This is a genomic window from Micromonospora sp. U56 (assembly GCF_018070095.1).
GTDB classification, from domain to species: Bacteria; Actinomycetota; Actinomycetes; order Mycobacteriales; family Micromonosporaceae; genus Micromonospora; species Micromonospora purpureochromogenes.
Genome location: NZ_JAGPYL010000108.1, coordinates 1 through 21,350, shown reverse-complemented (window position 1 = coordinate 21,350; position 21,350 = coordinate 1). Strand labels below are relative to the sequence as shown.

General features: G+C 73.3%; 16 protein-coding genes. 7 read left to right on the top strand and 9 right to left on the bottom strand.

Features of this window, described 5'->3' with window-relative positions:
* Nucleotides 1-126 precede the first annotated feature (126 nt).
* From KBX37_RS26945 to KBX37_RS26925, 5 genes are all read right to left on the bottom strand, one after another.
* Nucleotides 127-2,646 carry a polynucleotide kinase-phosphatase gene (locus KBX37_RS26945; protein ID WP_210778693.1) on the bottom strand — a complete coding sequence of 840 codons (2,520 nt, stop codon included), beginning with the start codon at nt 2,644-2,646 and terminating at the stop codon, nt 127-129.
* Nucleotides 2,643-4,217: a 3' terminal RNA ribose 2'-O-methyltransferase Hen1 gene (locus KBX37_RS26940; protein ID WP_210778692.1), complete on the bottom strand. Its 1,575-nt coding sequence runs from the start codon at nt 4,215-4,217 to the stop codon at nt 2,643-2,645. Before KBX37_RS26940 ends, KBX37_RS26945 begins: the two co-directional genes overlap by 4 nt.
* Nucleotides 4,218-4,539: 322 nt before the next feature.
* Complete coding sequence (locus KBX37_RS26935; RefSeq protein ID WP_210778691.1) at nt 4,540-6,108, bottom strand: LPXTG cell wall anchor domain-containing protein; 1,569 nt, start codon at nt 6,106-6,108, stop codon at nt 4,540-4,542.
* Between the two features lie 121 nt (nt 6,109-6,229).
* Nucleotides 6,230-7,759, bottom strand: coding sequence for an LPXTG cell wall anchor domain-containing protein (locus tag KBX37_RS26930; protein ID WP_210778690.1), 1,530 nt, complete (start codon nt 7,757-7,759; stop codon nt 6,230-6,232).
* 189 nt (nt 7,760-7,948) lie between these two features.
* Complete coding sequence (locus KBX37_RS26925; RefSeq protein WP_210778689.1) at nt 7,949-9,451, bottom strand: LPXTG cell wall anchor domain-containing protein; 1,503 nt, start codon at nt 9,449-9,451, stop codon at nt 7,949-7,951.
* Nucleotides 9,452-9,594: 143 nt separating this feature from the next.
* On the opposite strand from KBX37_RS26925, the gene KBX37_RS26920 reads away from it, so the two are divergent.
* Both KBX37_RS26920 and KBX37_RS26915 read left to right on the top strand, forming a co-directional pair.
* Nucleotides 9,595-10,080: a SigE family RNA polymerase sigma factor gene (locus KBX37_RS26920; RefSeq protein WP_210778688.1), complete on the top strand. Its 486-nt coding sequence runs from the start codon at nt 9,595-9,597 to the stop codon at nt 10,078-10,080.
* Nucleotides 10,077-11,165 carry an LCP family protein gene (locus KBX37_RS26915; protein WP_210778687.1) on the top strand — a complete coding sequence of 363 codons (1,089 nt, stop codon included), beginning with the start codon at nt 10,077-10,079 and terminating at the stop codon, nt 11,163-11,165. Before KBX37_RS26920 ends, KBX37_RS26915 begins: the two co-directional genes overlap by 4 nt.
* Here the strand turns inward: KBX37_RS26915 and KBX37_RS26910 are convergent.
* On the bottom strand, nt 11,156-11,368 hold the full coding sequence (locus KBX37_RS26910; protein WP_210778686.1) for a hypothetical protein: 213 nt from the start codon (nt 11,366-11,368) through the stop codon (nt 11,156-11,158). The genes KBX37_RS26915 and KBX37_RS26910 overlap by 10 nt on opposite strands.
* Nucleotides 11,369-11,499: 131 nt before the next feature.
* Here KBX37_RS26910 and KBX37_RS26905 point away from each other — a divergent pair, with 131 nt between their 5' ends.
* Together KBX37_RS26905 and fbaA are read left to right on the top strand one after the other, a co-directional pair.
* A complete protein-coding gene (locus KBX37_RS26905) occupies nt 11,500-11,883 on the top strand; it encodes a phage holin family protein (protein WP_210778685.1) in 384 nt (127 codons plus the stop codon).
* A gap of 126 nt (nt 11,884-12,009) precedes the next feature.
* Nucleotides 12,010-13,032 (top strand): class II fructose-bisphosphate aldolase, encoded by a 1,023-nt coding sequence (gene fbaA, locus KBX37_RS26900; protein ID WP_210778684.1) that lies wholly within the window; start codon nt 12,010-12,012, stop codon nt 13,030-13,032.
* Between the two features lie 52 nt (nt 13,033-13,084).
* Here fbaA and KBX37_RS26895 read toward each other — a convergent pair whose 3' ends face one another.
* Nucleotides 13,085-14,296, bottom strand: coding sequence for an LOG family protein (locus tag KBX37_RS26895; protein WP_210778683.1), 1,212 nt, complete (start codon nt 14,294-14,296; stop codon nt 13,085-13,087).
* A gap of 251 nt (nt 14,297-14,547) precedes the next feature.
* Here KBX37_RS26895 and KBX37_RS26890 point away from each other — a divergent pair, with 251 nt between their 5' ends.
* A complete protein-coding gene (locus tag KBX37_RS26890) occupies nt 14,548-14,976 on the top strand; it encodes a DUF3151 domain-containing protein (protein WP_210778682.1) in 429 nt (142 codons plus the stop codon).
* 46 nt (nt 14,977-15,022) lie between these two features.
* Here the strand turns inward: KBX37_RS26890 and KBX37_RS26885 are convergent, their stop codons facing one another.
* Nucleotides 15,023-16,798: a chromosome partitioning protein gene (locus tag KBX37_RS26885; RefSeq protein WP_247659006.1), complete on the bottom strand. Its 1,776-nt coding sequence runs from the start codon at nt 16,796-16,798 to the stop codon at nt 15,023-15,025.
* A gap of 879 nt (nt 16,799-17,677) precedes the next feature.
* Entirely contained in the window at nt 17,678-18,688 is a 1,011-nt protein-coding gene (locus KBX37_RS26880) for a hypothetical protein (RefSeq protein WP_210778681.1), read from the bottom strand.
* A 122-nt stretch (nt 18,689-18,810) separates the two neighbouring features.
* Here KBX37_RS26880 and KBX37_RS26875 point away from each other — a divergent pair, with 122 nt between their 5' ends.
* Both KBX37_RS26875 and KBX37_RS26870 read left to right on the top strand, forming a co-directional pair.
* A complete protein-coding gene (locus tag KBX37_RS26875) occupies nt 18,811-20,100 on the top strand; it encodes an adenylosuccinate synthase (protein WP_210778680.1) in 1,290 nt (429 codons plus the stop codon).
* A 168-nt stretch (nt 20,101-20,268) separates the two neighbouring features.
* On the top strand, nt 20,269-21,201 hold the full coding sequence (locus tag KBX37_RS26870) for a hypothetical protein (RefSeq protein WP_210778679.1): 933 nt from the start codon (nt 20,269-20,271) through the stop codon (nt 21,199-21,201).
* Nucleotides 21,202-21,350: the final 149 nt, after the last annotated feature.

The window sequence follows — 21,350 nt, the reverse complement described above, 5'->3', positions numbered from 1 at the left end:
CACCCCACCCCGCCCCACCCCCGCCCCCCGGGCCCTTGCCCGCACTTTCAGAGAAAGCGTGGCCATGGAGCGCGAAATGGCGACGCTTTCTCCGAAAGTGCGCGAATCTCGGGGGTGGGCGCGGGGTCAGAGGCGGGGGTCGACGGGTTCGGATTCGCAGGCCAGGATGGCGAAGACGAGTTCGTGGCGGCGCCAGAGGGGGGCGTTGTCGGCGAATGCGTCGAGGGCGGCGAGGCCGAGGGCGTGCTCGCGCAGGGCCAGGCCCCGCTTGCGGCCCAGCGAACGGCGGCGCAGCGCGGCGAGCTGATCGGGGGCGGTGTAACCCGGGCCGTAGATGATCCGCAGGTACTCCCGGCCCCGGCACTTGATCCCCGGCTGGAGCAGCGAGCCGCGCGCCGACCGGGCGGCCAGCCCGGCGTACGGCTTGACCACCATGCCCTCGCCCCCGGCCGACGTCAGCTCCAGCCACCAGTTGGTGGCAGCCGCCACCGCGGCGGTGTCGGCGAGGTCGACCACCTGCCGCCGGGTCGGGGTGAAGAACTCCGGGTCGGCCGCGCAGAGCCGGTCGGCCAGGTCGAGGTGCCAGCCGTGGTCCCGGTCGACGAAGCTGACGCCCGCGCCCGCCAGCACCGCGAACGGCGCCAGGGTCACCCCGCGCAGCCCGTCGGTCGGCGCCACGTACGCCCGGTAGGCCGTCGAATAGCCGGCCACCTCGGCGTGGCGGGCCGCCATCCGCTCCCGCAGCCCGTCCACCGGCAGCCCCCGGGTCGCGGCGGCGTCCAGCGTGGCGAGCACCGCCGGCAGCGCCGCCCGGCCGGCCGCGCCGACGCTGGCGTACTGCTCGCGGATCAGCCCGCCCGCCTTCGCCGACCAGGGCAGCAGCTCGCAGTCGAGCAGCAGCGCGTCGGTGCCCAGTTCGGCCCAGAGGCCGGCGGCGGTCACCGCCGCGCGTACCCGGGCCAGCAACCGCTCGTCGAGCGGCGCGCCGAAGAACGGCCGGCCGGTGCGGGTGTGCACCACGCCGCCGCCGAACGGCCCACCGGTGGGCTCCCGCTCCACCAGCACCACCGCCCGCGAGCCCATGTGCTTCTCCTCGCAGACCACCCGGTCCACGCCCGCCGCCCGGTAGTCCTCGAACGCCTGCGTCGGGTGCTCCAGGAAGCCCTCGACGGTGGAGGTCGAGCAGGGCGCCATGGTCGGTGGCAACCAGACCAGCCGGCCCGGGTCGATTGCGAACCGGCTCATCACCTCCAGCGCGGCGGCGGCGTTCTCCGCCGGCACGGTCAGCGTCCCGTACGCGTGCTCGAGGTGCCGGCGGCCGGTGACGTCCGTCAGGTCCAGCACCGTGTCCGGTCGGGCCGGGGTGCTGACCAGCGGGCGGACCGGGGCGTACCACTCCTTGACCGCCGGGACGGCGACCAGTTCCTTCTCCGGGTAGCGCAGAGCGGTGAGCCGGCCGCCGAAGACGCAGCCGGTGTCGATGCAGATGGTGTTGTTCACCCACTCCGGCTCCGGAGTCGGCGTGTGGCCGTACACGACCATGGCCGAGCCCCGGTAGTCGCGGGCCCACGGGTAGCGCACCGGCAGGCCGTACTCGTCGGTCTCCCCGGTGGTCTCCCCGAAGAGCGCGAACGCGCGGACCCGGCCGGACGCGCGGCCCTGGTAGGCCTCCTTCAGGCCGGCGTGCGCCACCACCAGCCGGCCGCCGTCCAGCACGAAGTGGCTGACCAGGCCGTCGACGAAGGCGGAGACCTCCGCGACGAACTCCGCCGACTCCGACTCCAGCTGGGCCATCGTCTCGGCCAGGCCGTGGGTGAGCCGCACGTCCCGGCCACGCAGCTTGCGCAGCAGCTTCTGCTCGTGGTTGCCCGGCACGCAGATCGCGTGCCCGGCCGCCACCATCCCCATCACCAGGCGGAGCACGCCGGGGGAGTCCGGGCCGCGGTCCACCAGGTCACCCACGAAGACCGCGGTACGACCAGCCGGGTGCACCGCGTCCACCGGGCGGCCCGCGTCGTCGCGGCGCAGCGACCAGCCGAGCCGGAGCAGCAGCGCCTCCAACTCCTCCCGGCAGCCGTGCACGTCACCGACGATGTCGAACGGCCCGGTCAGCTCCCGCCGGTCGTTGAAGAGCTTCTCGTACCGGATCTCCGCGGCCTCGATCTCCTCGACGCCGCGCAGCACGTGCACCTTGCGGAAGCCCTCCCGGGCCAGCAGCCCGTACGTCCGGCGCAGGTCCCGCTGCATCCGGGTCAGGACCTGCCGGCCGAAGGTCCGGTCGGCCCGCCCCTGGGTCCGCTCCCAGGCCAGTGCCTCCGGCACGTCCAGCACGATCGCCACCGGCAGCACGTCGTGCTCCCGGGCCACCCGGACCAGGGCGGCCCGGGCGTGCGACTGGAGGTTGGTCGCGTCGACCACCGTCAACCGGCCCCGACGCAGCCGGGTGGCGGCGATGTGGTGCAGCGCCTCGAACGCGTCGGCGGAGGCGGACTGGTCGTTCTCGTCGTCGGCGACCATCGCCCGGAACATGTCCGAGGAGAGCACCTGGCTGGGCAGGAAGTGCCGGCGGGCGAAGGTCGACTTGCCCGATCCGGAGACGCCGACCAGCGCCACCAGGGCCAGCTCGGGGATGTCGAGGGTGGTCATCGGCGCTCCTCCTTCCGGTCGGTGGTGGTGTCCTCGGTCATGGTGTTTTCGGTCGTGGTCAGGACGGCCAGCTGGGTGGGGAAGCCCACCTCGGGGTCCTCCTCCCCGACGCCGCCGATCGTGGCGCTGTAGCCGTACGTCGCGGCCACCCGCCCGACCCAGGCGGCGAACTCGGCGCGGGTCCACTCGAAGCGGTGGTCGGCGTGCCGGAACCGCCCCGCCGGTAGCCCCTCGTAGCGGACGTTGTACTCGACGTTCGGCGTGGTCACCACCACGGTGCCCGGCCGGGCGTGACCCAGCACGGCGTCCTCCAGCGCTGGCAGCCGGGGCGCGTCGAGATGCTCGATCACCTCCATCAGCACCGCCGCGTCGTAGCCGCGCAGCCGGTCGTCCCGGTAGGTGAGGGCGGACTGCCAGAGCCGGATCCGGTCGCGCTGCCGCTCCGGCAGCCGGTCCAGGCGCAGCCGACGGGCGGCCAGCGTCAGCGCGTGGGTGGAGACGTCGGTGCCGACCACCTCCGTGTAGCGCCGGTCGGCGACCAGGGCGGTGAGCAGCGCGCCACCACCGCAGCCGAGGTCGAGCACCCGGGTCGCGCCGCTGGCCGCCAGGGCGGCGAGCACCGCCTCGCGCCGCCGCACCGCGAGCGAGGCCCGCCCCGGTCCGGCCGCGTCCGTCGTCCGGGCCGCTCCGCCTTCGTGTCCCGCTGCGCCGGCCTCGTTCTGCGGGGTGCCGGCGTCGGATCCGGGCACGCCGGCCACGGGTCCCGGGTCGGCCGGGGGCTCGTCGATGCTGTCGTCGGGCAGGGGCTCGTCGGCGAGGCGCAGGTCGGTCAGCCGGGCCAGCGCCTGCCCGGCCAGCGCCCGGCGGTGGGCCAGGTAGCGCCGGGTGATCAGGGCCCGGTCCGGGTGGTCGGCCAGCCAGCCCGCGCCGGCGCGGAGCAGTTTGTCGATCTCGTCCGGGGCCACCCAGTAGTGCTTCGCGTCGTCCAGCACGGGCAGCAGGACGTACAGGTGGTTGAGGGCGTCGGCGACCCGGAGGGTGCCGGTCAGGACGAGGTCGACGTACCGGCTGTCACCCCAGTCGGGGTGCTGCTCGTCCAGGGGGATCGGGGTGGCGGTGACCGTCCAGCCCAGCGGGGCGAAGAGCCGCCCGGCCACGTCGCCGCCGCCGCGGCAGCGCAGCACCGGCACCCGTACCTCCAGTGGGACCGCGGTGCCGGCCAGCTCCGGGCGGTCCCGGGACTCGCCGCGCAGCGCCGACCGGAACACCGTGGACAGTGCCGAGGCGAGCAGGCTGGACGCGGCGTACGCCCGGTCGTTGACGTACTGCCCGAGGGTGAAGCTCTCCGGGGTGCGGGCCTGCTTCCGGCCGCCACGCCGCCCCACGCCGAGCCGCTGCGGGTCGACCTCGACCAGCAGGGCGGCGGTGCACCGGTCCTCGTTCGCTTCTGGGTAGAAGACGTGTGCGGTGCCCGCCGGCAGTTCGAACGACTGGACCCGGTCAGGGTGCTTGACCAGCAGGTACCCGAGGTCGGTCGCCGGCCGGTGGGTGGTGGTCAGGGTGAGCAGCACGGGCTCATGGTCTCAGGGGTTTCGATCTTGCGTCGCCCTCTTTTTGTGGGTGGGGTTTCCGGGGGAGCCCCACCCGCTCCGGGCGGTCAGGCTTGATCCCTGCGCGGGTGGGGCTCCCCCGGAAACCCGACGGGGTTGAGCTGCGTGCGCCGGCGCAGGGTGCGGCCGGCGTGCTGCTTCTGGTTCGGGGTCTGGTGGTGCTGGCGCTCTTCGGCGGACGTGCTGGGTGAAGGACAGATTGGCCGGCGGTTCGGCCTTGGCGGGGGGACGGCGGCGCCCCGCCGACCTGGGGTCGACGGGGCGCCGGGTGGTGCGGGGTGGGTCAGGCGACGAAGCGGGTCCGGCGGCGGCGGGCCACCACGTAGCCGCCGACGCCGGCGGCGAGCAGCAGGCCGCCGATGCCGGCGACCAGCGCGGTGGACTCACCGGTGATCGGCAGCGTGCCGCCGTCACCGCCGCCGTCACCGCCGCCGTTGCCGCCGGTCGCGTTCACCAGCAGCTTCGCGGTGTCGTTGGCCGGCTTGATGTCCTCGGTGAAGCCCTCGCACTCGCACTTGGCGTTGATCGTCACGGTGCCGGTGGCGTTCGGCACGACCTTGTCGATCCGCAGGCCGAACTCGACGGTCTGCTCCTCGCCCGCGGCGATGTAGAGGTCCGGCCAGCACCGGTACGCCTTCTCGCCTGGCTTGCCGGCGTTGTCCCAGTCTTCCTGCTTGCCGTCGAACGGCACGCAGACCTCCGGCACCTCGACCGCGGTGGTGCCGGTCGGCACGGTGACGTCGATCTTCGTGACCGGGCTGCCGGAACGGTTGAAGTCCAGCGACGCCGGGCCGTTGTTCCGAACGCCGACGGTGGCGTTCACGACCTCGCCGGCCTTGCCGGTGACCGAGTCGCCGATGGCGGCCAGGTCCACGCCGTTCTTGCCGGTGACCGAGACCTCCATGCCGGACCAGTTGTTGTCCGGGTTGGTGTCGGCCTGGAAACCGCTGAGGGCGCCCGCCTTGGTCAGGGTGAGGTTGCCCCCGTTACCCGGCTTGCCGACCGAGATGCCCAGGTTGTCGAGGTACGCCGCGAAGTCCTCGAACTCGGCCACGGTCATCCAGTTGTGGTAGCCGTACTCCTTGCCCGGGGCGTAGGTGTCCTTGCCCAGGGTGTAGTTCACCGCCGAGGTCCAGTTCTCGCCCGGCGCCGCGGTGAGGCTGTCGAAGCGGCAGGTACGCAGCTCGTCGCCCTCGTAGGTGCAGTTGTTGAACTTCTCGCTCGGGCGGATGGCCCGGTCGTGGTCGAAGATGACCACGGCACCCTTGGCGGTGGTCGTTCCCACGTTGCGGACCGTCAGCGGAGCGGTGAAGGTGCCGCCCGGCGCCGCTGACCGCTTCACCTCGGTGCGGCCGGCCAGGTCCACGCCTTCGCCGACCCGCACCTTGGCGGTGTGGGTGGCCGAGGTGGCGCCCTCCGCGCCGACGGTCACCTTCAGCTCGCCGGTGTCGCCGTCCTTGGCGTCGCCGGTCGGTGCGAGCACCACGCTGAAGTAGCCGCCCATGCCCCAGTCGTCCAGACCGACCTCGAATGGGTCGGTACAGACCAGGACGTTCTCCTCCGGCGAGGCGCAGTCCCCGCTCGGCGTGCCCTCGGGCTTGACCGTCACCTTGCCGGCGAGGTCGCGGTAGTCGTAGCGCACGCTCAGGCCGTGCAGGACGACCGGCTCGGAGCTGTACAGGATGGGCGAGTCGATCTTGCCCTCGGAGCCGACGGCCAGGGTCGTGTCGGCGAAGTAGAGGCCGAGGTCGACGGCCGACTCCTCGGCCGAGGCGGGGGTGGCAGCGGCGGTGACGATCGCGCCGGCCACGCCCAGCCCGGCGAGCCAGCGCCGGGTCGAGTGCGTGAGCATGGGGGGTTCCTCCCGTGAGGTGGTGTGGAAGAGTCGGTGGACGCGTCCGGTGTCACCGGTCGCGCCCGACGGCGCGCCCGCCGACCAGCCGGTCGGCGGGCGCGCCGGATGGTGCGGTGAATCAGGCGACGAAGCGGGTGCGGCGGCGGGCCACCACGTAGCCGCCGACGCCGGCGGCGAGCAGCAGGCCGCCGATGCCGGCGATCAGGCCCGTGTTCTCACCGGTGATCGGCAGCGAGCCACCGTCGCCGCCACCGTTGCCACCGTCGCCCGAGCCGCCGTTGCCCGGCTTGATGACGACGGCCGCCTCGTTGTTGTCCGCCTTCGGGTCGCCGTCCAGGTGGGTGGTCACCTTGCCGGAGGTCGGCCCGGTCAGTTTGTCGATCCGCAGGGTGAACGGGTACTTGCCGCCCACGCCCGGCTCCGGGTCCCCGGCGGAGATGCAGCCGTACAGGTCGGCGCCCGGCTCACCCGCGTGATCCCAGGGATACCAGGGCTCCTCGCTGTCCTTGTCGTACGGCGCGCACTCCTCCGAGACCTCGATCGCCTCGGTGCCCTGCGGGATCTCCACGGTCACGATCGGCTCGGTGAGCCGCCAGGCGTCCACCGTGGCGGGACCCAGGTTCGTGAAGCCGGCGGTCACCGTGACCTTGTCGCCGACCTTGCCGGCGGCGGTGCCGCCCACGGCGGCCAGGTCGGCCGGGTTGTCGCCGCCGACCTTGATGTCGACGATCGTGAAGTTGTTCGACTGGTCCACGTCGGTCTGCGGGACGGACGCCTGCCGGGCGGCCGGCAGCTCGACCAGGCTGAGCTCGTCGCCCGGGGTGCTCGGCGGCAGCGAAGAGCCGGGTTCGTCGTCGATGATCTGGGCCCAGTCGTCCTTGGTCAGCCAGTCGACGTAGTTCGTCAGCTCGCTGCCCGTACGGGCACCCTTGTCCAGCTTGACCGGGAGCTTCTCGGAGAGCCGGTAGCTCTTGCCCGGCTCCAGGTCGCTGTCGAAGGTGCAGATGATGGCCCGGCGCTCGAAGTCTTCGCAGTTGCTGAAGTTGCCGACGTACGGGCTGCGGTAGTCGGTCTGCAGCCGCAGCACCGCGCCGTGCGCCGTGTTGTCGCCCGAGTTGCGGACCACGTCGCCGGGCAGCCCCACTGTGGCGCCCGGATCGCCGTCGGCCTTGGCCTCCGGCTCGGACTGGAGGTCGACGCCCTCGGCGATGGTGACCGTGACGCTCCTGCTGGCCGCCTGGCCGCCGCCGGTCGCCTTGATGCCCAGCTCGGCCTTCTGCCCGGGCTTCGCGTCCGCCTTGGCGGTCAGGTAGTAGTCGAGGCTGGGCACACCCCACTCCGTGGCGTCCGCCTCGCAGTGCAGCGTTTCGCCGGAGGGGACGCACTCCCAGTCGGAGGTGATCAGCTCGATGGTGGCGACGTCGTTGACCGCGGACAGGTCCAGGTCCAGGGTCGCGCTCTTCGGCTGTTCCTCGCCCGCGATGTATGTGGCGATGAAGTTGTACGTGCTGTGTCCCGGGGCGACCAGGACGTCCCAGGCGGCGATCTCCAGGGGGTCTGCCGCGTGGGCGGGGGTGGCGGAGGCGGCGACGAACGCGCCTGCGACGCCCAACCCGGCGAGCCAGCGCCGGGTGGAGTGCGTGAGCATTGGGGGTTCCTCCCGTGGGGGTGTACAGGTGGAGCCTGCGGATCTTAAGGACTCCTTAAAACACCGCGTCACCCCGAATGGCGTCCGGACCAGGCAAACGAGCCGAACGGCTGAGCATCTTCGGCGCAACGGGCGGGCCCCGGCGACGCCCTGTCCCCGGTACGGCGACGGGGCGTGACGCGGTGCTGGTCAGGCGACGAAGTCGGTGCGTCGGCGGCGGGCCAGCAGGACCCCCGTCGTACCGGCGGCGAGCAGCAGCCCGCCGACGGCCATCGTCAGCGCGGTCGATCCGCCGGTGATGGGCAGCGAGTCGTCGCCACCGCCGTTGCCGCCGCTTCCGGCCGGCGGGACGAGCACGATCTCCGCCCGGTCGTTGGCCGGGTCGGTGTCGGCCTCGACGTCGATGGTCACTCGCCCGGCGGTCGGCCGCGGCAGCCGGTCCACCCGCAGGGTGACAAAGTACGAGACGGTCTCGCCGACACCGGCAATGTCGCCCGGGCCGCTGCAGCCGTACTCCCGCGCACCCGGTTGGCCGTACGTGTCGCCGGGTTTCCAGGGGCCGCCGCCGATCGGTGCGCACCCCCAGTGCACCTCGACCGCGGTGGTGCCGTCGGGGATGCGGAACCGCACGAGCGGGATCTCCCGCCAGGTCTCCACCGCCGTAGGCCCGTGGTTGCGGAATCCGGGCGTCACCGTCACCCGGTCGCCGACCTTGGCGCTGACCCGCCCCCCGACGGCGGCCGCATCCGCGGTCCGGTCGCCGGTGACGGTGATGCCCACCGCGGTCCAGCTGTTCCAGGCGGCGGTGTCGGTCTGCCGCGCCGTCGACTCCGCCACCAGACGCAACTCGTCGCCGGTGCCGGGGGTGTCCGGTGGGAGCGGCACGTCCGGGTCCTGCTCGACCAGCGCCCAGTCGTCGAGGGTCCACCACTGCAGGCGGTTGGGCAGCACGAGGCCGCTGCGCAGGAACGTCTTGAGGGTGAGTGGCAGCGGTGCCGACAGCCGGTAGCTGACCCCGGGCGCCAGTTCGGTGTCGAACCGGCAGATGGTGGGTCGGGCCTCGGCGCGTCGGCAATTGCGAAAGTTGTCGACCGACATGACGTCCATGTCGGCGTCGAGGGTCAGCACCGCGCCGTGCACCGGCGCCGGGCCGGCATTGCGTACGGTGCTGGTCAGGTCGACGGTGCCGCCGGGCCCGGCGCGCAGCGCGGTCTTCGGCTCGGTGACCAGGTCGACCCCCTCGACCACGGTGACCGTGATCTTCCGGGTGGCCGTGCCGCCGGCCGAGACGGCCCGGACGGTCAGCTCGGCCCGCCCGTCCAGCGGAGCGTCGGCCCGCGCGGTGAGCTGGAAGTAGAGGGTGGGCGTCCGGCTCCACCTGCCGAAAGCGCCCAGGCAGCGTAGGGTGTCGGCGCGCCGGGCGCAGTCCCACCCGCCGTCGTTGGTCACCGTGAAGGTGCCCAGCGAGTCCCACCCGGACAGGTCGATGTCGAGGGTCACCGGGCTGCCGGCGGGGGAGGAGTCGCCGTCGACCCGTACCGCGCCGGGAGCGGTGTGTCCCGGGGCGACCAGCAGGTCCCGGGCGGCGATCCGGAGTTCGCCGGCCGCGGTCGCGGGAGCGGCGGTGGCGGCCAGGAACGCGCCCGCGACGGCCGCGCCGGCGAGCCAGCGCCGGATGGAGTGCCGGAGCATCGACTGTCCTCCCGATCGGTGGCGGAGCGTGGTCAGCCTCTCACGGATGGCACTCTCCGCCGGCCTGCCGCGCCCGGCGAGCGGGCGGCGCAACGTTCCGGGCGCCCACTTCCGTCATCAAGGTCGGGACACCGGGAGGTGCAGTGACGTACGAGGAGTTCGCCGACTCGCGGCTGACCGCGCTGCTGCGGTACGCGGTCATGCTGACCGGCGATCCGCACCAGGCGCAGGACCTGGTGCAGGACACGATGGTCCGGGTCCAACTGAACTGGCGGAGGGTGGCCCGGGCGGAGTCCCCGGAGCGCTACGTGCGCCGGATGCTGACCAACCAGTACGTCGACTGGCGGCGGGGCTCCTGGATGCGTCGGGTGCTGCTGCGTGGCGAGCCGGAGGAGTCCGCGCCGTCGGCCGCCGACCACGCCCAGGACGCCGTGGAGCGCGACCAGGTCTGGTCGTGGCTGGCTCGGTTGCCCCGCCGGCAGCGCGCCAGCCTGGTGCTCCGCTACTACGAGGACCTGCCCGACGCGGAGATCGCCGAGATCCTCGGCTGCGCCGTCGGGACCGTCCGGTCGTCCATCTCCCGCGCCCTGGCCACGCTGCGCGCCGAACACGTGGAGGTCTGCTCATGACCGAGGCCGAGCTGCGGGCCGCCTTCGCCCGCCACGAGTCGCTGACCCCGCCGGCCGGGCCGCTGCGGGCGGCCGTCGACCGGATCGTCGTACGCCGTCGCCGTCGGCGCCGCCGGCTCCGGGCCGGGGCCGCCGCGCTGGCGGTGCTGGGCCTGCTGGGCCTCGCGGTGCCGCAGGTCGTCCCGCCGCTCGGCGGGCAGAACGCCACCGCGGAGTTCCCCGCCGACCGGGTCACGCCCGACGGTCCGCTGAACGTGCTGCTGGTCGGGGTGGACGGTGCCCCCGATCCACGGGTCCGCGGCGCCGATTCCGCCCCCCGCGCCGACTCGGTGCTGCTGGTGCACGTCCCGGCGGACCGGAGCCGGCTGTATCTCGTGTCGCTGCCGCGCGACCTGATGGTGGCGATCCCCGGGCACGGCATCGACAAGCTGAACAGCTCCTTCCAGTTCGGCGCCACCGCATCGCGGCCCGACCTGCGCCGGGGCTACGACCTGACCCGTCGGGTGGTCGGCGACACCACCGGCGTACGCATCGACGCCGGCGCGGTGCTGACGTACCCGGTGCTGCGGCGACTCACCGACGGCGTCGGCGGGGTGGAGGTCTGCCTGCCGGAGCAGGTCCGCTCGGTGCACACCCGACGCGTCTTCCCGGCCGGGTGCCAGCGGCTGGATGGCAGGGAGGCGGTCGATCTGCTCCGCCAGCGCATCGGGATGACCGGGGGAGGCCAGGATCGGGACCGCAACGCCCAGCGGTACGCGGTGGGGCTGGTGCGGCAGCTCGACAGTGGGGACACCCTGCACAATCCGGTGGCACTGAGCCGGCTGTTGGCCGCCCTCGGCCCGGACCTGGTCACCGACACCGGCGACGCCTCGCTGCCGGAGCTTCTCACGCGCACCGTGCAGGCGTCCCGGGCCGCTCCGGTCGGTCTCGCCCTGCCGACCGTCGACTCGCCGAAGCGGCCGGGCAACCTGTTGCTCGACGAGCGTGCCGCACCGGCCCTGCTGACCGCGCTACGCCAGGACCGGCTGGCCGAGTGGGCGGCGGCGAACCCCGACCGGGTGACCGCCCTGGGGTCTCAGCGGTAGTCGTCCTCGTCGCCGGTGACCACCCGGGCCTGCTCCATCGCGTCCCAGTCGCCGACCTCCAGGCCCCGGTGCGGCTCGGCCTCGGCGTCGCCCGGGTCGATCGAGGCGGCCTGCTCGACCGCGTCGGCCGGCTCGGCCTCCAGGTCGCGCTCCTCCGGGCTGAGGTGGTCGCTCGGCGCGAAGTCCTCGTCGGGCTGACCCATCGTCCCTCCCTGGTTCCGGCGGACTGTCCCCCACACCGTACGGGCTGCGCGGCGCGGGTGCCCGGTGGGCGCGGCAGGCGGACTCGGTGGATCGTCCCACCGGGGCCTTCCGGCGGTGCCAGGATGGAGGCGTGGGCTTCCTGATCCGGCTGGCGATCACCGCGGTCGCGCTGTGGGTCACCACGCTGATCGTGCCCGGCGTCGACGTGACCGGCCGCAACGGCGCTGAGACGGCGTTCACCCTGATCGTGGTGGCGCTGATCTTCGGCGTGGTCAACGCCGTGCTCAAGCCGGTCATCAAGGTGGTCGGCTGCGTGTTCTACCTGCTCACCCTCGGTCTGATCGCGTTGGTGGTGAACGCGCTGCTGTTCCTGCTGACGGACTGGATCGCGGGTGGGCTCGACCTGCCGTTCCGGGTGGACGGTTTCTGGGCCGCCTTCTGGGGGGCCATCGTGATGGCGGTGGTGAGCTGGCTGATCAGCGTCGCCGTACCGGACAGTCTGGAGGACCGGTGAGGGGAGGCGGTTGTGCCCGCCGCCACCTTCTACGGGATACTGCCGGCGGTGGACAGCGCGGTCCGGCGCACCCGATGGAAGACAGCGGCCAGCTCGGCCGAGAGCGGTAAGTAAGGAGCGTTCGACATGCCCATCGCTTCCCCCGAGACTTACGCGGAGATGCTGGACCGGGCCAAGTCCGGCCGGTTCGCGTACCCGGCGATCAACGTGACGTCGTCGCAGACGCTGAACGCGGCGCTGAAGGGCTTCGCCGACGCGGAGAGCGACGGCATCATCCAGGTCTCCACCGGCGGTGCCGAGTACCTGTCCGGCCCGTCGGTCAAAGACATGGTCACCGGCGCGGTGGCGTTCGCCGCGTACGCCCGCGAGGTGGCCAAGAACTACCCGGTCAACATCGCGCTGCACACCGACCACTGCCCGAAGGACAAGCTGGACAAGTTCGTCCGGCCGCTGATGGGGATCTCTCAGGAGCGGGTGAAGCGCGGCGAGGAGCCGCTGTTCCAGTCGCACATGTGGGACGGCTCGGCCGTGCCGGTGGCGGAGAACATGGAGATCGCCGCGCAGCTCCTCGACGAGGCCGCCAAGGGCAAGATCGTCCTCGAGATCGAGGTCGGCGTGGTCGGCGGCGAGGAGGACGGCGTCGAGAACGCCATCAACGAGAAGCTCTACACCACGGTCGAGGACGGCCTGGCCATGGTGGAGGCGCTCGGCCTCGGCGAGAAGGGCCGCTACATGGCGGCGCTGACCTTCGGCAACGTGCACGGCGTCTACAAGCCGGGCAACGTCAAGCTCCGCCCCGAGGTCCTCGACCACATCCAGATGGCGGTTGGCGCCAAGTACGGCAAGGAGAAGCCGCTCAGCCTGGTCTTCCACGGCGGCTCGGGCTCGCTGCTGTCGGAGATCCGCGAAGCGCTGGACTACGGCGTGGTCAAGATGAACATCGACACCGACGCCCAGTACACCTTCACCCGTCCGGTCGCGGACCACATGTTCCGCAACTACGACGGCGTGCTGAAGGTCGACGGCGAGGTCGGCAACAAGAAGATGTACGACCCGCGCGTCTGGGGCAAGGCCGCCGAGGCCGGCATGGCCGCCCGCGTCGTCGAGGCCTGCGAGCACCTGCGCTCGACCGGCACCAAGATGAAGTAACAGCTGCCAGCACGACGGCCGGCTCCCCGCCCGGGAGCCGGCCGTCGGCGTCTCAGGCGGTCGCGGTGAGCACCCGGACGGCCTCCCGGACGTCGTCGGTCAGGTGCACGGTGGTCGACAGGTCACCGAACGGGGACGCCGCGAACAGCGGCCGCAGCAGCGACTCGATCGGCAGTTCCCGGGTCCAGTACGCGCGGTCCAGGAAGACGTACGCCCCGCTCGCCCCGTCGGTGCCGTAGTAGGTCTTCGTCGCCGCCTGGAACACCTCCTGCACGGTGCCCGCCCGGCCGGGCGCGAAGACGATCCCGCCCCGGGCCAGCCGCAGGATCGTGTCCTCCCGGATGGCGTTGGAGAAGTACTTGGCGATCCGCCCGGCGAAGAGGTTCGCCGGTTCGTGCCCGTACAGCCAGGTGGGGATCGCCAGCCCGCCGGAGCGGGCCCAGTCGAGCTCCGGCGCCCGCTGCTGCGGAACGGCCGGCCCGGTCGCGTACCGCTCGCGGACCGCCAGCGCGGCCGCCGTGTAGCGGTCGTGGTCGGTGAAGTCCGGTGCCACGGCGAGCAGGTCGATCGCGGCGGTCAGCTCCTCGGCCGGCCGACCCGCGAGGAACGCGCCGAGGTTGGCCGCCTCCATCACGCCCGGTCCGCCGCCGGTCACCACCAGCCGGTCGGCCCGCGCCAGCTCCCAACCCAGCACCGCCGCCATCCGGTACGGCACGCTGCCGCGCGGCACGGCGTGCCCGCCCATCACCCCCACCACCGACTGCGGCCCGTGCGTTGCGAGCCAGGACCGGGTGGCGTCGACCAGCGCGTTGTCCACGCCGTGGTCGTGCAGCCGCTGGCCGAGCGCCTCCCGGACGTCCGGCAGCGCGCCGCCGTGCTCGCGGAAGTGCGCGTACACCCGGGTGTCGTACATCCCGGCGAAGCCGCCCTCGGCGAACCCGGCGGCCAGCTCCCCGGGGGTGTAGAGGTGCGACGGCTGGGTCGGGTACGGCAGGCCGGAAAAGGGCGGCACCACGTTCGCCCCGCGCCGGACCAGGTCGGCGCCGACCTCTCGGGAGGCGAACCGGCAGCCGACGAAGAGGGCGCCGGCGACCTCGGTGCGGGTCAGGTCGGGGTTCGGCTCCAGGTCGAGGCGGAGCCCCTGCACGGTCAGGCCGGCGAGGCTGCCGGTCGCCAGCCGCCGGTCGAACTCGGCGCGGGTCTCGATCTCGTCGTGGTTGGTGTCGTGCGGCGCGATGACGTCCGCGGGAGGTGGGGTCGGCACCAGGCCATCCTGCCCGACCCGGGCAATGGCCCAAACCTGCCGGTCCGGGGGCCGGAACGACAGGAGCCCGGCGGTCGAGACCACCGGGCTCCTGCGTAACCGGGTCCTGGGGAGGCTCCGGATTAATAGTTGTAATGGAAAACATCTCGCGGCGGCATGGGCCGCAGGCGTGACGAAGGCCTCCCCCGTTCAGCCAGCGCGCTGGGCCGATCCTCTCGCGCGCGGTGGGGCGAAGCCGGTTGAATGGGACGATGCAGAACCTGTTGCCTGAGCCACCGGCCACCCTCCTGCCCGCGCACGAGGAGGCCGACGCCACGCTCGCGGCCGCCGCCGAGCGGGGCACCGACGAGGCGTACGCCGAGGTCGCGGCCCGCTTCCCGACCTACAGCGCGGCCTGGGCGGTGCTGGCGACCCGGGCCTTCAACGCCGGCCAGGTCATCCCCGCTTACGCCTACGCCCGCACCGGCTATCACCGGGGCCTGGACCAGCTGCGCCGCAGCGGCTGGAAGGGCCACGGCCCGGTGCCCTGGTCGCACGGCCCCAACCAGGGCTTTCTCCGCTGCCTGTACGTCCTGTCCCGGGCGGCGGGGGAGATCGGCGAGGCGGACGAGGCGGCCCGCTGCGCGCAGTTCCTGCGCGACTGCGACCCGGCCGCCGGGGACGCCCTCGCCAGCGAGTGACCCGTCGCGACGGCCGGCCCGGCGGTGATCGGGCTGGCCGTCGCGGCTACAGCCCCTCGGCCACCGCGGCGGCGATCTTCAGCCAGGCGTCCCGGGTGGCGGCGGAGAGCCCGCCGTACCGGATCGGCTCCCCGGTGTCGATCAGACGCTCGTACGGCGCGAGCAGCACCGCCCGGGTGCGGGCGGCGAAGTGCTCCTGGATCGCCGGCAGGTCGATCTCCTTGCGGGACGGCGGCATCGACACCACCGTCACCGCCTGCCGGACCAGCCGCTGCCGGCCGCTCTGCTCCAGGTGGTCGAGCATCCGGGCGGCCGTCTCCGCCGAGTCGTTCCGGGCCGACATGGTCACCACCAGTTGGTCGGTGGCGTCCATCGCCGCCTGCCAGTTCTGCGCCCGGACGTTGTTCCCGGTGTCCACGAAGATCAGCTTGTAGAACCGGCTGACCACCTCACGGATCTCCGCGAAGGCCGCCGCGGTGAGCATCTCGCCGCCGGTGGCCGACTCGTCCGAGGCGAGCACGTCGAACATCCCCTCGCCCTGCGAGCGGACGTACTGCGACAGGTCGCCGATCCGGCCGTGCGCACCCTGGAACTGCCCGAGGTCACGCAGCATGTCCCGGACCGTACGGGAGTGGAAGTCCTGCTGGGCGCGCATGCCCAGGGTGCCCTGGGTCTCGTTGTTGTCCCAGGCCAGCACGTACCCGCCGCGCTTCTGACCGAAGGTCATCGCGAGCAGCAGGATGGCCACCGTCTTGCCGGCGCCGCCCTTCGGGTTCACCACGGTCACCTGGCGCAGCCCGCCGAAGTTGCGGCGGACCATCTCGACGTCCCGCTTGATCTCCTGCTCGTGCCGCCCCGGCGGCAGCTTCAGGCCGATCTTGTTGACCACCGCCCGTACCCCCATGGTGGCGACCGGGTCGGCCGGGCGGGCCTGCCGGCGGCGGGCGAAGTCCTCGGCGGTCGGCGCCGATGCGCCGTCCGGCGTCCAACCCGCGTCCGGGTAGCCGCCCTGCGCCGCCCGCGCCGGCGGCTCCGGGTACGACTGCCGGGGCAGCCCGGCCGGCGGGGTGCCCTCCTGCCAGGACGGCTGGTACCACCCGCCGGGCGGCTGCGGCCCCGGCGGCCCGGGCGTCATCGGCCCGGGCTGCGGCGGGCCGGCGGGCGCAGGCGGCACCGCGAGCGTGGGCCCCGGTGGGTACTCCGTCGGCGGGTGCGGGCCGGGCGGCGTCAGTGGCGTGCCCGGCGAGGGCGGGAACGGACCCAGCTTCGGCGCCGGGGGCGTGGGTGCCGCGGGTTGGCCGGGCACCGTCGCGCTGCCGATCGCCTCGTCCCCGATCGCGGCTCCGCCGTGATCGCCGCGCATCGCCGCGTCGCCGTACACCGCCGCGTCCCCGCGCATCGCCGCGTCGCCGCGCATCGCCGCGTCGCCGCGCATCGCCGCGTCGCCGCGCATCGCCGCGTCGCCGCGCATCGCCGCGTCGCCGCGCATCGCCGCGTCGCCGGCGGCGGCGGAGCGCTGCGGTGGCTGGGCCCACGGCGACTCGCCCTGTCCTCGGGCCGCCTGCGGGATGCTCGCCACGGGTACGACCGGGGTGCCCGGCGCGGTGTGCGGCTCGGGCGCGGTGATCGGCTGGTCCATGGTGAAGGGCAGGTCCAGATCGACCGCCGGCTGCCCGACCCGGGGTGCCGGCGCGGGTTGGGTCGGCGGTCGGGCGTCCTCCGCCGGCTCCGGCTCGGCCTGGGGTCGCGCCTCCCCGGTCACCGGGCCCGCTTCGGCGGCCGCGACGGCGTGCCCGGCCGGCAAGCTGGCCTCGGCCACCATTTCGGGTTCGGCGGCCCTGCCGTTGGTCGCTGGGATGCTCGGGCCGGCGGCAGTGCCGCTCGCGGTGGGAATGTTGGGGCCGGCTGCGGTGCCGTTGGTGGCCGGGATGCCGTGTCCGGCGAAGCTCCCGTCGGGGGTGGCGCTCGGGCCGGTGGTCGTGTCGCCCGTGGCTGGAGCGGCCGGGCTGGCCGCCGCGCTGGTCGTCGGCGGGGCACCGTGTCCGACGAAGGTGCCGTCGGGGGTGGCGCTCGGGCCGGTGGTCGTGTCGCCCGTGGCCGGAGTGGTCGGGCTGGCCGCCGCGCCGTTCGTGCCGGCCCCGCCGTTTCCGTTCGCCGCGAACCCCGTCGGGGGCGGGCCGCCGCCAGCGAGCTGTTCGGCGCCGACCAGGCCGCGCGCGCTGTCCCCACCGGCCGGGCCGCCGCCAGCACTCACCGGGGCGCCGCCAGTGGCGGCACCCGCACCGGCGCTGATGTCGCGGCCGAGCTGGGAGGGGTGTTCCTCGCCCGCGTCGGCCGGGGTGGCGGACCAGTCGTCGGGGCCGGCCGTGTACGCCGGTATCGGCGGCGGGGCCGGTTCGTCGGCGCGCAGGGACGCCCAGTCGCCGTCCGGCGGGGGTGCCGCCCAGCCGTCGGCGGCGGGGGCGGCGTTGACCTCGGCGGTCAGCGACGGGTACAGCGGCGAGGCCTGGACGCCCCAGGTCGGGGCGGTGTCGGTCGCGTCGGGCGGCCAGAGCGGTTCGATGTCCCGCTCCGGCACCGCAGGCGGGCCGGGCAGCCGGCCCCGGTCGGCGTTCTCGTCCACCACGGTTCCTCCCCATTCCTCCTGCCGAGGATAGGCCGTCCCGTTCTGGTCACGGAACGTAGCGGAACGCGTTCCGGGTCAGCTTGTCCAGACCGCCCAGGCGCTCGCCTCGGTCCACCAGGACCGCTTGCGGCTCAGTTCGCCCTCCACGCCGTCGTCGAGGAACGGGACCTTCTCGTCCCGGGGGACGACCGCGACCGCCCGGCCCCGGGCCCGGCGGACCTCGAACCGGATCCGCTTCCGGCCGAACGCCTTCCGGGTGACCACCGGCACGGCCACCGCCACCTCGACCATGCCGTCGGTCGGGTCCGGAGCGGTCAGCAGCGGCAGCCCGTCCAGGGACGCGTACCCGCCGGCGTTGCCGATCGCGCAGGCCAGGATCAGGTCCTCGCCGTCGGAGAGCACCGCGTCGTCCACCTCGACCCGGCCGCGCCAGTGCAGCGGGCGCCCCGCGTCGTCGGCCGCGCCGAGCAGCGCGCCGTCCAGGGTCACCGAGCCGGCGTCGTTGCGCAGCAGGTCGAGCCGGCGAGCGGTGCCGTCGAGCACCGCGGCGGCCACCGCCGCCGGGTCGCGGGGCAGCCCGAGCTGCGCCGCCAGGTCACCCCGCGTGCCGCTCCGGGCGGGGTCGAGCGGGAGTACGCCGATCGGCGGCAGGTCCGGCACCGTACGGTTGCCGGCCAGGTCCGCCGGGCGGCGGCTGGGCGGTGGGGCGTACCGCCGGACCAGCCGGCGCAGCACGGCGCGCAACTGTGCGTCACTGGCCGTGGCGACGACCAGCCGGGTCTTGGAGTCGGGGTCGGGCCAGGTGAGGCCGTCGGGGCGGGCGGGGGCGTCGAGCCGGGCCAGCACCTCGTCGATCTCGGCGTCCGAGCGGGCGGTGACGGTCTCCACCCGGGCGCCCCGGGCGGTCAGCGCGTCCGCGCAGGCCAGCACCGGTACGCGCGGCGTCTCGCAGCGCTCCTCGGTCGGCTTCGGCGCTTCCGCGCCGGCAGCCTCGGTCGCGCCACCGCAGCAGGCTCCGCCGCTGCCGCAGCCCCCACCGGAAGCGTCCCGCTCCGAGCCGAGGGTGAGCAGCACCACGTCGTACACTCCGGGCCTCCTGCCTCTCGACGCGACCCCTGCCGGTCCCGCCGTCACTACTTGTTAGCCTGACACCCCGGGCTCGCCAACCGGTCGCCACCTGGCACCCGAGCCTTCTGGAGGCGGAGAAGATGCCAGCGATCGTGCTCATCGGCGCTCAGTGGGGCGACGAGGGCAAGGGCAAGGTTACCGACCTGCTGGGTGAGCGGGTCGACTACGTCGTGCGCTACTCCGGCGGCAACAACGCCGGTCACACGGTGATCACTCCGGACGGGCAGAAGTACGCGCTGCACCTGATGCCGTCCGGGGCGCTCTCGCCGAGCGCGATGATCGTCATCGGCAACGGCGTGGTGGTCGACCCGAAGGTGCTGCTGGCCGAGATCGACGGGCTCGCCGAGCGCGGCGTGGACGTCTCCCGGCTGCGCATCTCCGGCGACGCGCACCTGATCATGCCGCACCACCGGGCGCTGGACCGGGTGGTCGAGCGCTACCTCGGCTCGGCCCGGATCGGCACCACCGGCCGGGGCATCGGCCCGGCGTACGGCGACAAGGTCGCCCGGATGGGCATCCGGCTCCAGGACCTGCTCGACCCGGGCATCCTGCGCAAGAAGCTGGAACTCGCATTGCGTGAGAAGAACCAGCTGCTGTTCAAGATCTACAACCGCAAGGCGATCGACGTCGACGCGACGATCGAGGAGTACCTCCAGTACGCAGAGCGCCTCAAGCCGTACATCGCGGAGACCCGGGTGATGCTCTGGGACGCGCTGGACCGCGGCGAGACCGTGCTGCTGGAGGGCGCCCAGGCCACCATGCTCGACATGGACCACGGCACCTACCCCTTCGTGACCTCGTCGAACCCGACGGCCGGTGGGGCGTGCGTGGGCGCGGGCATCCCGCCGACGGCGATCAACCGGGTGATCGCGGTGAGCAAGGCGTACACCACCCGGGTCGGTTCCGGGCCGTTCCCGACCGAGCTGTTCGACGACAACGGCCAGCACCTGCGCAAGATCGGCCACGAGTACGGCACCACGACCGGCCGGGAGCGCCGCTGCGGCTGGTTCGACGCCGTCGTCGCCCGGTACGCCTGCCGCCTCAACGGCGTCACCGACCTGGTGGTCACCAAGCTGGACGTGCTCACCGGCATGGCGAAGGTGCCGATCTGCGTCGGGTACGAGATCAACGGCGAGCGCTTCGACGACATGCCGATGACCCAGACCGACTTCCACCACGCCAAGCCGATCTACGAAGAGCTCGACGGCTGGTGGGAGGACATCACCAAGGCCAGAACCGAGGAAGACCTCCCGGAGAACGCCCGCCGCTACATCGCCAGAATCGAAGAGATCACCGGCACCCGCGTCAGCGTCGTAGGCGTAGGCCCCGGCCGCGAAGAAAACGTAGTCCGCCACCCCCTCTTCCCCTAACCCCTCCCTCCCCACCGTCGATCATGAAGTTATTGCCGCCCACCTCGGCGTGTCGGCGCAATAACTTCATGATCGACGCACCCGGGCTAGTGGGAGGTTGTCCACAGGGGGGAGGGGTCTTCCACAGGGGGTTTTGGGGGGCTTTGCTGACCGGGACAGTCGGTTGGTGTGGATGCGTTGGCGGTGGTGCGGCGGGTCGCGGCTCTGCGGGACGGAATTGTCACGCTGGCGCAGGCGCGGGCGGCCGGCTTCACGGTGCACGAGGTGCAGCGACTGTGCCGGGCGGGCCGTTGGCGTGCGGTGGCCCGGGCCTGCTACCTGGTCGACGCCGACCTGCATGACGGCGTACCGAGGAAGGCGCGGATTCGTGCGGCCGTCGCCTCCTTCGGTCCCGCGGCGGCTGCCGTCCTGCGGACCGCTGCCGAGCTGCACGGTATTGCCGGGTGTCGGTCGACCGAGGAGATCCATCTGTCGGTCCCGGGTCGGGTGGCCCGGCCTGCCCGACTGGCTCATCCGGAAGTGGTCGTCCATCAACTGGCCATTGGCGTGCGGCAGTTGGTTCGGATCGACGGCATCCCGGCCAGCGCCCCGTTGCGCACGGTCGCTGACCTGATCCTGAGCGAGGACCGCTATCCGGCGGTCTCGGTGCTCGACTCGGCCCTGAATCGCCGGCTCGTGACCGAGGACGATCTGCTGGGTGCCGCTCGACTCATCCGTGGTCGGCGAGGCGCCGTAGCCGCCCGTGGCTATCTGGCGGAGGCGGACGGTCGAGCGCAGTCGCCGCTGGAGACCCGGGCTCGCCTGCGCTGCGTCGACGGCAAGGTTCCGCCGGACACTCTGCAGTTGGCGGTGCGGGACGACGACGGCTACCTGCTCGGCATCGGGGACCTGGGCTGGCGTGGTCCCAGGGTGATCGCCGAAGCCGACGGCCGAGTCGCACACGACACCCCCGAGGCGGTCTTCGCCGACCGCCGCAGACAGAACCGGCTGATCAACGCCGGCTGGTCCATCCTCCGCTTCACCTGGCAGGACACCCTCGACCCCACCTACATCCCCCGGACCGTCCGCCAAGCCATCGCCGCCGCCGGTCGTCCCCGTTGATCATGAAGTTGTTGCCGTGGCGCGCCGGGCGGCGTCAAGTGGTGAGTGCAATCGTCAGGGCGCGATGAGTTGAGCCAGGCGCTGGGTTGGGGTTGCCCAGCTCAGCGTCTGGCGGGGGCGGGTGTTCAGTTCGTGGGCGACTTCGTCGA

Excerpts from the sequence above, each read along its gene's own strand:
- KBX37_RS26945 (WP_210778693.1), bottom strand. The coding sequence starts at position 2,646 with ATGACCACCCTCGACATCCCCGAGCTGGCCCTGGTGGCGCTGGTCGGC.
- KBX37_RS26935 (WP_210778691.1), bottom strand. The coding sequence starts at position 6,108 with ATGCTCACGCACTCGACCCGGCGCTGGCTCGCCGGGCTGGGCGTGGCC.
- KBX37_RS26930 (WP_210778690.1), bottom strand. The coding sequence starts at position 7,759 with ATGCTCACGCACTCCACCCGGCGCTGGCTCGCCGGGTTGGGCGTCGCA.
- KBX37_RS26925 (WP_210778689.1), bottom strand. The coding sequence starts at position 9,451 with ATGCTCCGGCACTCCATCCGGCGCTGGCTCGCCGGCGCGGCCGTCGCG.
- KBX37_RS26915 (WP_210778687.1), top strand. The coding sequence starts at position 10,077 with ATGACCGAGGCCGAGCTGCGGGCCGCCTTCGCCCGCCACGAGTCGCTG.
- KBX37_RS26910 (WP_210778686.1), bottom strand. The coding sequence starts at position 11,368 with ATGGGTCAGCCCGACGAGGACTTCGCGCCGAGCGACCACCTCAGCCCG.
- fbaA (WP_210778684.1), top strand. The coding sequence starts at position 12,010 with ATGCCCATCGCTTCCCCCGAGACTTACGCGGAGATGCTGGACCGGGCC.
- KBX37_RS26890 (WP_210778682.1), top strand. The coding sequence starts at position 14,548 with ATGCAGAACCTGTTGCCTGAGCCACCGGCCACCCTCCTGCCCGCGCAC.
- KBX37_RS26885 (WP_247659006.1), bottom strand. The coding sequence starts at position 16,798 with ATGGTGGCCGAGGCCAGCTTGCCGGCCGGGCACGCCGTCGCGGCCGCC.
- KBX37_RS26875 (WP_210778680.1), top strand. The coding sequence starts at position 18,811 with ATGCCAGCGATCGTGCTCATCGGCGCTCAGTGGGGCGACGAGGGCAAG.